Source organism: Janibacter sp. YB324 (genome assembly GCF_014217915.1).
GTDB classification, from domain to species: domain Bacteria; phylum Actinomycetota; class Actinomycetes; order Actinomycetales; family Dermatophilaceae; genus Janibacter; species Janibacter indicus.
This window is the reverse complement of sequence record NZ_CP060120.1, coordinates 513,515-526,061: the sequence shown is the minus strand read 5'-3', so window position 1 is coordinate 526,061 and position 12,547 is coordinate 513,515. Positions and strand designations below refer to the sequence as shown.

Here is a 12,547-nt window from a genome sequence, read left to right as displayed (position 1 = left end):
TCCTTTCAGACCTTGAGGAGGAGCTTGCCGGTGTTGACCCCGTCGAAGAGGCCGAGGAGGGCGTCGGGGAAGGCGGCGACGCCGCCCTCGAGGATCGTCTCGGTGGCGACAAGACGCCCGTCGCGGATGAGCTCGCTGATGCCGGCGATCGCCTCGTCGTAGCGGGCCTCGTAGTCCATGACGACGAAGCCCTGCATGCTCGCGCGGAAGACGAGCAGGGCCATGTAGCGCCGCGGGCCCTCGGCGAGGGTCTCGTCGTTGTAGGTCGAGATCGCGCCGCAGATGGCGATGCGCGCGCCGTGGGCGAGGTTGGCCAGGGCGGCGTCGAGCAGCTCGCCGCCGACGTTGTCGAAGTAGACGTCGACGCCGTCGGGGGCGGCTCGACGCACCTGGCGCAGCAGGTCGCCCTCGCGCCGGTCGATGACCTCGTCGAGGCCGAGCTCGCGCAGCCAGGCGACCTTGTCGGGGCCGCCGGCGACACCGATGACCCGGCACCCCTTGGCCTTGGCCAGCTGGGCGACCGTGGACCCCACGGCGCCGGCCGCGGCCGAGACGAGGACCGTGTCACCGGGCTGGGCCCGACCGACGTCCTCGAGTCCGAACCACGCGGTCATGCCGGGCATGCCGAGCGCGCCGAGCCAGGTGCTCATCGGGGCGACGTCGAGGTCGAGGTGGGTGACCCCCGTGCCGTCCGAGATCGCGTACTCCCGCACCCCGAAGGTGCCGCTCACGACGTCACCGACGGCGAAGTCGTCGTGCTGGGAGGCGATGACGGTGCCGGCGCCGAAGGCCCGCATGACGGCACCGATCTGCACCGGCGGCAGGTAGGAGCGCACGTCGTTGAGCCAGCCGCGCATCGCCGGGTCGAGCGAGATCTGCTGCAGCTGGACGAGGAACTCCCCCGGCCCCGGCTCGGCGACCTCGGTCGTGGCGAGCTCCCAGGTGCTCGCATCGGGGCGGCCCTGCGGGCGGGCGGCGAGACGGATCTCCTGCGAGGTCCGGGACATGTGAGCTCCTGTGGTCGACGTGCCGGTGTGGCGCCAGCCTGTCACAACGTGAATCTGGCTTCAACTACTGTTGAACCCTGATTCAGGTCACGCTACGGTCGACGGGACAACCCCCCTTCGAGCGTCAGGACCAGCATGGACCTCACCGCACTCTTCTCCCTCGAGGGCCGCGTCGCCCTCGTCACCGGCGGCAGCCGCGGCATCGGCCGGATGATCACCGAGGGACTGCTGGCGCAGGGCGCCACGGTCTACATCACCGCGCGCAAGGAGGAGGCCTGCCGGGCCACCGCCACCGAGCTGTCGCAGCAGTACGGCGAAGGGCGCTGCGTCGCCCTGCCCTGCGACGTCTCGACGACCGCCGAGATCGCTGCGCTGCTCGACGCCTTCCGCGAGCACGAGGACCACCTCGACATCCTCGTTAACAACGCCGGCGCGGCGTGGGGAGCGGACTTCGACGAGTTCCCCGAGAGCGGCTGGGACAAGGTCATGGACCTCAACGTCAAGGCGCCCTTCTTCCTCACCCAGGCCGCCAGGACCCTGCTGCTCGCCGGCCGCGAGCGCAGCGGCCACCTGGCCAAGGTCATCAACATCGCCTCGATCGACGGGCTCTCGCTCAACCCGCTGGAGACGTACAGCTACCACGCGAGCAAGGCGGGGGTCGTGCACCTGACCAAGCGCCTGGCGGTCCGGCTCGCGCCGGAGGGCATCGTCGTCTCGGCGATCGCGCCGGGCGCCTTCGCGTCGTCGATGAACAAGGAAGCCCGCGACGAGGAGGAGGCGACCGCCGCCCAGATCCCCTCGGGCCGGATCGGGCGCGACGAGGACATGGCCGCCGCCGCGGTCTACCTGGCCTCCGATGCCGGCGACTACGTCGTCGGCAGCACGCTGACCGTCGACGGCGGGGTCAACATCGCCCGGTGAGGCCGCGGGTCCTGCGCGTCAGTCGGCGCGCAGGGCCGGCTCGGTCAGGCCGAGGGCATTGGTCCACAGCCGGGTCGCCGTCGCGACGACGTCCTCGACCGTCTCGGGACCACCGATGACGAAGACGTCGTAGGCCAGGCGGGCGACCATGCCCGACAGGGCCATCGCCGCGAGCTCGGGGTCGACGTCGCGGTCGGCGAGGCCGCGCTCCTGCAGGTCGCGGATCGCCCGGGAGTTGCGGGCCACGAAGGCCTCGCTGCGCGCGCGACGCATGTCGCGGAAGCGCGGGTCGACCGCCGCGACCTGCTGGAGCAGGACGTTGAGCTTGGCATTGCGGCGGAAGGCCTCGAAGTAGGCACGGTTGCTCGCGGCGATGATCGCGATCGGGTCGTCGGTCGCCTCGATCCGACCGGTGCCGGGGTGGAGCATGTCGCTCTGCGCCTCGTGCAGGACGGCCGCCAGGACCTCGTCCTTGCTCTCGAACCACGTGTAGAAGCTGCCGATCGAGCACTTGGCCTCGGCCGCGATGTCGACGAGCCGCGAGTCGACGTAGCCGTCACGCTGAAGACCGTGCGCGCGGCCGCGATGAGGGCGTCGCGGGTGCGCTTGCCCCGCGCGGTCTGGGGCAGGGTCCCCAGCTTGGCCGCGTCGACGAGGTCGGGCACCTCGGGGGCGGCAGGTTCGGTCTCGCTGGGCATGGCGGACACCCTAGTCCGCCTCGTCGAGGACGACGTGCGCACACGCGACGAGCTCGTCGACGGCCTCGGCGGGGATGCGCCCCATCGCCGTGAGGTTGCGCGGGTCGTCGAGCTGTCGGCGGCGCACCCCCTCGAGGATGATCGCGAGCTTCCACAGGCCCAGGCCGTGCCAGAAGGGCACGTGGGTGAGGTCGCGGCCGGTGACCTCCGCATAGCGCTCGACGAGCTCCTCCCGCGTGGCGAAGCCTTCGACCATCGAGGCGTCGAAGCGCATCGTCGGCGGGTCGCCCGGCTGCGGCCAGTAGGCGAGCACGGTCCCGAGGTCGGCGAGCGGGTCACCGAGGGTGCACAGCTCCCAGTCGAGGATCGCCCGCACGCTCGCGTCGTCGGGGTCGACGATGAGGTTGCGCAGGTGGCAGTCGCCGTGGACGAGGGCGACCTCGCCAGGCTCGGGCTCGAGCGTCCGCAGGCGCTCGGTGAGGCGCTCGAGCTCGGGCAGCTCGCGGGTGCGCGAGAGCTCCCACTGCCCCGCCCACCGCTTGAGCTGGCGGGCGGCGTAGGGCTTGTGGCTGGCCAGGTCGGCGAGCCCGACGGCGTCGAGGTCGACGCCGTGGATCCGGCCGAGCGTGTCGACGAGCGAGAGCCCGATCGCGTGCCGCGCCGCCGGCGAGAGCGCCTCGGCGTCGGCGCGCTCGTCGACGACCGTGCCGTCGACGTGCGAGACCGCGAGGACCGGCACGTCGGTGACGGCCGGGTCCTCGCACAGCCCGAGCACCCGCGGCAGCGGGACGTCCGTGCCCTGCAGCGCGGAGAGGATCCGGTGCTCACGGGCCACGTCATGGGCCGAGGCGAGCAGCTCACCCAGGGGCGGTCGCCGCAGGACGAGACGAGCCCCCTTCGCGTCGGTGACGAGATAGGTGAGGTTGGACTGGCCCAGGCCGACGCGCTCGTACGTCAGGGGCGCCTGCAGGCCGACCCCGAGACCGACGAGCCAGCCGGTCAGCGCGTCCTCGCGCAGCCCCTCGGTCACTTCTTGCCCCACTCCGGGCTGCGGCGGCGGTACTCGCGGCGGGCGATGGTCATCTTGTGCACCTCGTCCGGCCCGTCGGCCAGACGCAGGGTGCGCATGTGGGCGTACCACTGGGCCAGCGGGAAGTCGTCGCTCACGCCGCCGCCGCCGTGCACCTGGATCGCCCGGTCGAGGACCTTGAGCGCGACATTGGGCGCCGCGACCTTGATCGCCGCGATCTCCGTGCGGGCGACCTTGTTGCCCACGGTGTCCATCATGTGCGCGGCCTTGAGCGTCAGCAGGCGGGCCATCTCGATCTCGATCCGGGCCTCGGCGACCCAGTCCATGATGTTGGCCCGGTTGGCGATCGGCTCGCCGAAGGTCACCCGCGACTGGGCACGGTCGATCATCAGGTCGAGGGCGCGCTCGGCGACGCCGATGGCGCGCATGCAGTGGTGGATGCGGCCGGGGCCCAGGCGGGCCTGGCTGATCATGAAGCCGTCGCCCTCGCCGGCGAGCAGCGCCTCGCGCGGCACGCGCACGTGGTCGAACTCGACCTCGGCGTGGCCCTCGCGGTCCCAGTAGCCGAAGACCGGCAGGCCGCGCAGGATCTTCACGCCCGGGGCGTCGATCGGGACGACCATCATCGACTGCTGGCGGTGGGTCGGGGCGTCCGGGTCGGTCTTGCCCATGACGATGAGGACCTTGCAGTTCTTGTGCAGGGCGTTGGAGGTCCACCACTTGCGGCCGGTGATGACGTACTCGTCACCGTCGCGGACCATCCGGGTCTCGACATTGGTCGCGTCGGAGCTGGCGACGGCCGGCTCGGTCATCGCGAAGGCGGAGGCGATCTCGCCCGCGAGCAGGGGCCCCAGGTAGCGCTCCTTGTGCTCGTCGGTGCCGAAGAGCGTGAGCACCTCCATGTTGCCCGTGTCGGGGGCATTGCAGTTGATCGCCTCGGGAGCGATCTCGATGCTGCGCCCGGTGATCTCGGCGAGGTGGGCGTACTCGAGGTTGGTCAGGCCCGGCCCCCACTCGGGGTGGGGGTGGAAGAGGTTCCACAGGCCCTGGCTGCGTGCCTCGGCCTTGAGGTCCTCGAGGACCTGCGGGTGGTGGTTGGCGTCGCCGGAGGCGCGCATCTGCTCGCGGTAGACGCTCTCGGCCGGGTAGACGTGCTCGTCCATGAAGGCGAGCAGCCGGTCGCGGTAGTCCTGGCCGCGGTCACTGAGGTCGAACATCGTGGAGTCCTTTGGTGGGTGGATCAGAGGCGAAGGGGGTCACGCTGCGGTCGCCGTCGGCAGGCCGAGCGCGGCCCGCACGCGCGGGATGGTCTCGTCGGCGGTGCGGTGGTGGATCCCGTCGATGCCCAGGCGGGCGGCGCCGACGAGGTTGTGCTCGAGGTCGTCGACGAGGACGCACTGCCCGGGGGCGACCCCGAGCCGCTCGCAGGCGATCCGGTAGATCTGGCGCGAGGGCTTGCGCACCCCGACCTGGCCGGAGATGACGGTGACGTCGAAGAGCTCGTCGAGGTCGACGCGGGCGTAGCAGTCGCGGCCGAGGGAGTTGGAGACGAGGGCGACGGGCACCCCTGCCGCGCGGACTTCGCGGACGAGGTCGACCATCGGCTCGTCGAGGTCGAGGTGCTCGGCGAGGCGGGCGAGCAGCCCCCGGGGCTCGACGCGGCCCCCGGCCTCGACGAGCGCGGCGGCGAAGGCGTCCTCGAAGCCCTCGTCGTCGAGGCGGCCGACCTCGTGCTCGCCCAGCGCGGCGCGGGCGCCCTCATGGGTGGCGAGGACGCGCAGGCCTGCGTCGGGGTCGAGCCCTGCGTCGTCGGCGAGCGCCCCGAAGGCCCGACGGAGGGGGACGGTGAGCACTCCCCCGAAGTCGATGAGCAGCGCCGCGGCACAGGGAGTCTCGCCCGCTCCGGCATCCGACGTCGTCGTCATGGTGCGCATCCTCTGGTCGGTCGGCTCTGGTCGTCCGTGGTCCTCACAGGTATACTTGAACTCGGATTCATATACAAGCCGACGAGGGAGTCGACATCGCCACCGCTGCCGCGCCCGCCACGCCGCCCCCGGCTGCCCTGGCGAGCGCGATCGCCGTGCTCTTCGGCATCACCGGCCTGGGCAGCGCAGCCGTCGCCGTCGCCCTGCCCACGCTCGCGACCGACCTCGACCTCACCGCGGGCCGGGCCGCCCTCGTCGTCAGCTGCTACTCCCTCGCCCTCGCCGTCGGCAGCGCCGTCTGCGGCCGGGTCAGCGACCTGCTCGGCATCCGGCTGCCCCTGCTCGTCGGGGTGGGCGTCATGGTCACCGCCGCGTGCGCCGGTGCGCTCGTCGACAGCCTGCCGGCGCTCGTCGCCACCCGCACCCTCCAGGGGCTCGGTGCCTCGGCCGTGCCCGCCCTCACCCTCGCCGCGGTGCAGGCCCTCTTCGCCGGCGATGCCCGGGCGCGGGCCCTGGCGACCTATGCCGGGGTGGGCGGCACGGTCAACGCGCTCGGCCCGGTCATCGGGTCAGCGCTCGTCGACCCCTTCGGCTGGCGCCCGGTCGTCGCCATCCCCCTCGTGACGCTCGCCTTCGTCCCGGTCGTCTGGCGCCACCTGCCCACCGATCGACAGCCGAGCGCCACCCTCGACCCGGCGGGCGTCCTGCTCGTCGGGGCCGCTGCGATCGGCGCGGTGATGTCCCTGCAGGCGGCGACGCTCGGACCGACGGTCGCCGTCGGCGGCGGCGTCCTGCTGCTCGTCGCCGCACCGGCCGCCGTCCTGCGGGCGCGACGCGTCCCCTTCGGCGTCGTGCCGCAGGCGCTCGTGCGCAGCAGCGCCGCCCGCCGCTCCCTGCTCACCGCGGCGAGCCTGTCGTCGGCGTGGTTCGGCATGCTCGTCGCCGTGCCGACGAGCCTGGCCGCCCGCGGCTGGACCGGCGTGCAGGTCGGTCTGATCCTCCTGCCCGCCGCCGCGCTCGGGGTCGTCGCGCCCCGCATCACCGGACCGGCACTGCTCCGACTCGGTCCCGTCCGGGGCCAGCTCGTGGCGACCACCGGCGTCACCGCCGCCGTTCTCGTCGCCACCCTCGGCACCGTTCTCGCCCAGCCGGTCGTGCTCGTCGTCGCCACGCTCGCGCTCATGCTCTCCTTCGGGCTCGGGCAGCCGGCGATGACCGCACTCGTCGCCGACTCCGTGCCCACCCGCATCCGGGGCAGCGCCCTGGGCCTGCTCACGCTGTGCTTCCTCCTCGGCGGCAGCCTCGGCGCCGCCGCGGTCGGCGGGCTCGGCGACGTCATCGGCTGGCCCCGCTCGCTGCTGCTCCTCGCCCTGCTGCCGGCGCTCGGCGCGCTCGCCTTCGCCCGCCCCCTTCGTCACGCCGTGCCCGACCCAATCCCCCAGGAGATGCCATGACCAGCCCCACCGACCACGTCCTGCTCGACCTCACCGACGGCATCGCGACGATCACCCTCAACCGGCCCGACCGGCGCAATGCCATGTCGCCGGCGATGGTCGAGCGCCTCGGGGAGCTGCTCGCGCAGACCGAGGCCGACCCCGCGGTGCGCGTCCTCGTCCTCACCGGGGCCGGGCGCGCCTTCTGCTCCGGCGGCGACGTCCAGCAGTTCGATGCCGACGGGGGCGAAGGGGGTGGCGCCACCGAGGTCGACCCGGCCGCCGTCGCGGAGCAGCTGCGCCACCAGGAGATGACCGTCGGGCGGATCCACGCCTTCGCCAAGCCGGTCGTCGCCGCCCTGCCGGGCGCGGCCGCGGGCGCCGGGCTCGGCTTCGCCCTCGCCGCCGACCTGCGCATCGGCACCCAGCGGACCGTCGTCGCGACGGCCTTCGCGAGCATCGCCCTGTCCGGGGACTTCGGCGTCGCCTGGCTGCTCGAGCGACTCGTCGGGCCGGCGACCGCCCGCGAGCTGATGTTCTTGGGCCCGCGTCTCGACGGGCAGGCCTGCCTCGACCTCGGGCTGCTCAACCGGCTCGTCCCCGAGGAGGAGCTCGAGGCGCGCACCCGTGAGCTCGCCGGGCAGCTGGCGGCCGGCCCGGCCGGCACGCTCGCGAGCATCAAGCGCAACCTCCTCGAGGCGCCGGGGCAGACCCTCTCGGAGTCGATGGCGGCCGAGGTGCCGCGGCACAAGGCGTGCGGCCTGACCGCCGACCACGTCGAGGCGGCCCGGGCCTTCGTCGAGAAGCGGCCGCCGGTCTTCACGCGCTGACCGGACGGCGGCTCGCTGACGCGACGTTGTCGGCGCCCGGGTCTACGGTCGGGACATGGCACAGGTACTGCTCTTCCCGTCCGTCCTCGGTGTGCGTCAGGGCATCACCGACCTCGCCGACGCCCTGACCGGCGCCGGCCACAGCGTGACCACCGTCGACCACCTCGAGGGCGTCACCTTCGACGACTACCCGACCGCCGCAGCCCGCTCGCAGGAGATCGGCTTCCCCGCGCAGATGGCCTACGCGCTCGAGGCCGCGCGAGCCGTCGAGGGCCCTTTCGTGGCCGTCGGCTTCTCCAACGGCGCCGCGATGGCCCAGTGGATCGCCGCCCAACGCCCGGCCGATGCCTGCGGCGTCATCATGGTCGGCGGCGGCATGCCCATGCGCCACCTCGAGGCGACGTGGCCGCCCGGGGTGCCGGGGCAGGTGCACGTGACGGCCGGCGACCCCTTCCACGAGGAGAACCGGCAGCTCGACCCGATGGTCGACGAGCAGCTCCAGGACGACGTCGAGCACGCCGGCGGCGCCTACTCCTACGTCGAGTACCAGGGGGACGGCCACCTCTTCAACGACCCGACGCTGCCGGCGGAGTACCAGCCCGAGGAGGCGCGCATCCTCACCCGACGGGTCATCGAGTTCGTCGACGAGGTGGGCTGAGCCTCACTCGAAGTAGCGCCACGGGTTGGCGACGAGCATCGTGTCGATGTCCGCCTCGCTCGCGCCGCCCTCGAGGAGCGCGGGCAGCACGTCCTGGCTGATGTGACGGTAGTTCCAGCGCGGGACGACCTGCCGCTTCGCCTCCTGGTCGAACCAGTCGATGAAGCACGACGCGTCGTGCGCGAGGACCATCCGCTCGGCGTACCCGCGCCGCAGCAGCTCGAGCACCGTCGCGATGCGGTCCTCGAAGGGCAGCAGCACGTCGAGGCCGAAGCGGTCCATGCCCAGGAGGGAGCCGGCGTCGGCGACCTTGCACAGGTAGTCGACATCGGTCGAGTCGCCGCTGTGACCGATGACGACCTTCGTCAGGTCGGCCCCCTCCTCGGCGAGCACCTGCTGGGTGACCAGCCCCGACTGCGTGTGCGGGTTGGTGTGCACGGTGATGGGGGCGCCGGTCTGCACGTGGGCCTGGGCGACCGCGCGCATGACCCGCTCGACGCCGGGGGTCAGGCCCTGCTCCTCGATGGCGCACTTGAGGAAGCCGGCGCGGACCCCCGTGTCGGCGATGCCCTCGGTGAGGTCCTTGACGAAGAGCTCGGTGAGCGGCTCCGGCACGTCGAAGAGCAGCCCCGGCCCGGTGTAGTGGAACTGGAAGGGGATCTCGTTGTACGTGTAGACCCCGGTCGCGACGACGACGTTGAGGTCGATCTGCTCCGCGACGCGCTGCACGCGGGGCAGGTACCGGCCCAGGCCGATGACCGTCGGGTCGAGGATCGTGTCGATGCCCAGGCCCTTGAGCTCGGACAGCTGGGTCACGGCGTCGGCGACCTTGGCGTCCTCGTCCCAGTCGGACTGGTAGTTCTGCCGGTACTCTTCCCCCACGACGAAGATGTGCTCGTGGGCCAGCACCCGGCCCAGGTCGGCGGAGTCGATGCTCCCGGTCACGGTGGGGACGGCGGCCATGCTGACTCTCCTTCGAGTACGGGTGGCCCGAGACTATGCCCACCTGAACCTCGTTTCAAGTATCGAGCGCGCGTCCTCGCGTCTCGGGCAGGAGGAAGGCCGCCGCGGCCGCGACGACGAAGGCTGCGGTGAAGATTGTGAAGACGAGGACGTCGCCGCCACCTCGCTCGAGGAGCACCGGCACCACGAGCGGCGCGGCGATCGAGGCGAGTCGCCCGAAGCCCGCAGCCGCACCGGCTCCCGAGCCGCGCACCGCCGTCGGGTAGATCTCGGGCGTGATCGCGTAGAGGGCGCCCCAGGCTCCGAGGTTGCAGAAGGAGAGGGCCGAGCCCGCGACGATGATCGACGTCGCCGAGTCCGACTGTCCGAAGAACCACGCGGCCACCGCCGAACCCAGCAGGAAGAGGGCGAGCGTCGAACGCCGACCCCAGGCCTCGACGAGGACCGCCGCGAGGGCATAGCCCGGCAGCTGGGCGAGCGTGATGACCAGCGTGTAGCCAAAGGAGGTCGTCACGTCGTGGCCCCGCGCGACGAGGAGCGAGGGGATCCACAGGAAGGCGCCGTAATAGCTGAAGTTGACCCCGAACCACACGAGCCAGATACCCAGGGTGCGGCGGCGCAGCTCGCGCGACCACAGGCCCGGCGCCGCCTGCGGGACCGGCTCGGCGACCGCAGCGGGCACCCCCTTCGTGCTCGTGGGCGGCGGGTCCGCCCCCGCCGACTCCTCGAAGCCGCGGACCACCCGCTCGGCCTCCTCGTGCCGGCCGCGGCGCTCCAGCCAGGCAGCCGACTCCGGCAGACCGAAGCGCACGACGAGCGCGTAGACCGCGGGGACCAGCCCGAGGGCGAGGCCCCACCGCCAGCCGTCGTCGCCGCGCGGCACGACGTAGAAGCCGATGACCGCCGCGAGGATCCAGCCGAGCGCCCAGAAGGACTCCAGTGCCACGACGAGGCGACCGCGGATGCGCGTCGGGGACAGCTCGCTGACGAGGGTCGAGGCGACCGGCAGCTCGGCGCCCAGCCCGAGGCCGACGACGAACCGCAGGACGAGGAAGGCCGCGAGCCCACCGACGAGGGCGGACGCGCCGGTGGCCAGCCCGTAGACGAGCAGGGTCGTCGCGAAGACCGCGCGCCGACCGAAGCGGTCAGCCAGCCACCCGCCGACGGTCGCGCCGATCGCCATGCCGATGAAGCCGACCGTGACGATCCACGACCGCTCGCCCGTCGTGAGGTCCCACTGGTCGGCGAGGACGACGATGACGAAGGAGATCAGCCCGACGTCCATGGCGTCGAGGGCCCAGCCGGTCCCCGACCCGACGAGCAGGCGGGTGTGGCGGCGGGTGTACGGCAGCGCGCCGAGGCGCTCGGCCCGCGACGGGGTGGGGGTGGTGCTCATGCGGCGACGGTAGCGTCGACGCCGTCGCTCAGAAGAGCGCGTCCCGCTCGCCGGCGCTCGGCTCCTCGAGGGCGAGCAGGGTGCGCTTGCGCTCCAGGCCGCCGGCATAGCCGGTGATCGACCCGTCCGCACCGATGACCCGGTGGCACGGCACGACGATCGAGATCGGGTTGGCCCCGACGGCGCGGCCGACGGCCTGGGCCGCGCCACCCGTCTCCCGGGCGAGGTCGCCGTAGGTCACGGTCCGCCCGTAGGGGATCCGCTCGAGCAGCGCCCAGACCTGCCGGTGGTGCTCGCCGCCGCGCAGCTCGTAGGCGACGTCGAAGTCCGTGCGCTCCCCCGCGAGGTACTCGCGCAGCTCGTCGGCGAGCGCGGCGAGGAGCGGCTCGTCGCCGAGCTCGACCTGCGGGCCGTGGTCCGCGCCGTCGGGCAGCGTCCAGTGACCCGGGAAGTACAGCCCGACGAGGACGGCACCCCCACCACCGCTCGCCTCGTCGACGACGGCGGTGAGGTCACCGAGGCTCGTGGGCAGGAGGGCGTGCCGCGTGGTCATGTGGTTGATCATCGTGGAAGTGCTCACACCCTGCAGACGCGCCGGCCCGCCAGCATGTGAGGTCGGTAGCCTCCGCGACATGACGATCCACGCATGGCAGGCCCAGCAGCTGGGCGACCCCTCCGAGGTGCTTCGCCTCGTCGACCTGCCGGAGCCGACCCCCGGACCCGGTCAGGTGCGGGTCGCGGTGCGCGCCAGCGCCGTCAACTTCGCCGACACCCTGATGTGCCGGGGCGAGTACCAGGTGCGGCCGGAGCCTCCCTTCGTCCCGGGGCTGGAGGTCTGCGGCGACGTGCTCGAGGTCGGCGAGGGCGTCACCCACGTCGCCGTCGGCGACCGCGTGCTCGGGGGCACGGCGGTGCCCGCCGGGGGCTTCGCGACCCAGTGCCTCATGGACGCGGCCAGCACCTTCGCCGCGCCGGCCGGGCTCGACGACGCCGCGAGCGCGGCGCTGATGATCAGCTACCAGACCGGCTGGTTCGGCCTGCACCGCCGGGCCCACCTGCGCGAAGGGGAGACTCTCCTCGTCCACGCCGCCTCCGGTGGCGTCGGGTCGGCCGCGGTCCAGCTCGGCGGGGCCGCCGGCGCCCGGGTCATCGGCGTCGTCGGTGGCGCGGACAAGGTGACGATGGCCCGCGAGCTCGGCTGCGACGTCGTCATCGACCGCCGCGAGCAGGACGTCATCGAGACGGTCAAGGAGGTCACCGACGGGCGCGGCGCCGATGTCGTCTACGACCCGGTCGGCGGATCGGCCTTCACGCAGAGCACGAAGTGCATCGCCTTCGAGGGACGGATCATCGTCGTCGGCTTCGCCAGCGGCCGGGTCCCCGAGCCGCGGCTCAACCACGCGCTGGTGAAGAACTACACGATTCTCGGGTTGCACTGGAGCCTCTACCAGCAGCACGACCCGCAGTCGGTGCTCGACGCCCACGCCGAGCTCGTGCGCCTGGCCGACGCCGGTCAGATCGCCCCGCTCGTCGCCGAGACCTACGACTTCGCCGACACCCCGGCCGCACTCGCCCGCCTCGCCGGCGGCTCGAGCACCGGCCGGATCGTCATCACCGCCTGAGACCTTCGCATTGCCCTACGGCAATGCGGACCAAGGCTGCATTGCCGTAGGGCAATGCAGCCTT

Annotated in this window: 13 protein-coding genes; 5 read left to right on the top strand and 8 right to left on the bottom strand. The window is 72.7% G+C overall.

The window, feature by feature from the left end; genetic code table 11:
* Positions 1 to 5: 5 nt before the first annotated feature.
* Positions 6 to 1,007 (bottom strand): NADP-dependent oxidoreductase, encoded by a 1,002-nt coding sequence (locus H7A72_RS02590; RefSeq protein WP_185221542.1) that lies wholly within the window; start codon positions 1,005 to 1,007, stop codon positions 6 to 8.
* Between the two features lie 135 nt (positions 1,008 to 1,142).
* Between H7A72_RS02590 and H7A72_RS02585 the strand changes: the two genes are divergently transcribed.
* Positions 1,143 to 1,928 (top strand): SDR family oxidoreductase, encoded by a 786-nt coding sequence (locus H7A72_RS02585; protein ID WP_185221541.1) that lies wholly within the window; start codon positions 1,143 to 1,145, stop codon positions 1,926 to 1,928.
* 18 nt (positions 1,929 to 1,946) lie between these two features.
* On the opposite strand, the gene H7A72_RS16580 is transcribed toward H7A72_RS02585, so the two are convergent.
* From H7A72_RS16580 to H7A72_RS02565, 4 genes are all read right to left on the bottom strand, one after another.
* Positions 1,947 to 2,357: a TetR family transcriptional regulator C-terminal domain-containing protein gene (locus tag H7A72_RS16580; protein WP_223277749.1), complete on the bottom strand. Its 411-nt coding sequence runs from the start codon at positions 2,355 to 2,357 to the stop codon at positions 1,947 to 1,949.
* A 279-nt stretch (positions 2,358 to 2,636) separates the two neighbouring features.
* Positions 2,637 to 3,656, bottom strand: a complete 1,020-nt coding sequence (locus H7A72_RS02575; RefSeq protein WP_185221540.1) for a phosphotransferase family protein — start codon at positions 3,654 to 3,656, stop codon at positions 2,637 to 2,639.
* Entirely contained in the window at positions 3,653 to 4,873 is a 1,221-nt protein-coding gene (locus H7A72_RS02570; RefSeq protein ID WP_185221539.1) for an acyl-CoA dehydrogenase family protein, read from the bottom strand. The genes H7A72_RS02575 and H7A72_RS02570 overlap by 4 nt, the downstream gene beginning before the upstream one ends.
* Before the next feature lie 39 nt (positions 4,874 to 4,912).
* Positions 4,913 to 5,581: an HAD family phosphatase gene (locus H7A72_RS02565; protein WP_185221538.1), complete on the bottom strand. Its 669-nt coding sequence runs from the start codon at positions 5,579 to 5,581 to the stop codon at positions 4,913 to 4,915.
* A 155-nt stretch (positions 5,582 to 5,736) separates the two neighbouring features.
* Here H7A72_RS02565 and H7A72_RS02560 point away from each other — a divergent pair, with 155 nt between their 5' ends.
* Genes H7A72_RS02560 through H7A72_RS02550 form a run of 3 tightly spaced genes read left to right on the top strand, consistent with a single transcriptional unit; the run spans position 5,737 to position 8,502 of the window.
* Complete coding sequence (locus H7A72_RS02560; protein WP_185221537.1) at positions 5,737 to 7,035, top strand: MFS transporter; 1,299 nt, start codon at positions 5,737 to 5,739, stop codon at positions 7,033 to 7,035.
* Positions 7,032 to 7,844 carry an enoyl-CoA hydratase-related protein gene (locus H7A72_RS02555; RefSeq protein ID WP_185221536.1) on the top strand — a complete coding sequence of 271 codons (813 nt, stop codon included), beginning with the start codon at positions 7,032 to 7,034 and terminating at the stop codon, positions 7,842 to 7,844. Before H7A72_RS02560 ends, H7A72_RS02555 begins: the two co-directional genes overlap by 4 nt.
* Positions 7,845 to 7,899: 55 nt before the next feature.
* Complete coding sequence (locus tag H7A72_RS02550; RefSeq protein ID WP_185221535.1) at positions 7,900 to 8,502, top strand: dienelactone hydrolase family protein; 603 nt, start codon at positions 7,900 to 7,902, stop codon at positions 8,500 to 8,502.
* Positions 8,503 to 8,505: 3 nt separating this feature from the next.
* On the opposite strand, the gene H7A72_RS02545 is transcribed toward H7A72_RS02550, so the two are convergent.
* From H7A72_RS02545 to H7A72_RS02535, 3 genes are read right to left on the bottom strand one after another with little or no spacing between them, the layout of a single operon-like run.
* On the bottom strand, positions 8,506 to 9,465 hold the full coding sequence (locus H7A72_RS02545; RefSeq protein ID WP_185221534.1) for a phosphotriesterase: 960 nt from the start codon (positions 9,463 to 9,465) through the stop codon (positions 8,506 to 8,508).
* A gap of 55 nt (positions 9,466 to 9,520) precedes the next feature.
* On the bottom strand, positions 9,521 to 10,861 hold the full coding sequence (locus tag H7A72_RS02540) for an MFS transporter (RefSeq protein WP_185221533.1): 1,341 nt from the start codon (positions 10,859 to 10,861) through the stop codon (positions 9,521 to 9,523).
* Between the two features lie 28 nt (positions 10,862 to 10,889).
* Positions 10,890 to 11,414, bottom strand: a complete 525-nt coding sequence (locus H7A72_RS02535; RefSeq protein ID WP_185221532.1) for a methylated-DNA--[protein]-cysteine S-methyltransferase — start codon at positions 11,412 to 11,414, stop codon at positions 10,890 to 10,892.
* 79 nt (positions 11,415 to 11,493) lie between these two features.
* Here H7A72_RS02535 and H7A72_RS02530 point away from each other — a divergent pair, with 79 nt between their 5' ends.
* Positions 11,494 to 12,483, top strand: a complete 990-nt coding sequence (locus tag H7A72_RS02530; protein ID WP_223277748.1) for an NADPH:quinone oxidoreductase family protein — start codon at positions 11,494 to 11,496, stop codon at positions 12,481 to 12,483.
* The last annotated feature ends 64 nt before the right edge of the window (positions 12,484 to 12,547 follow it).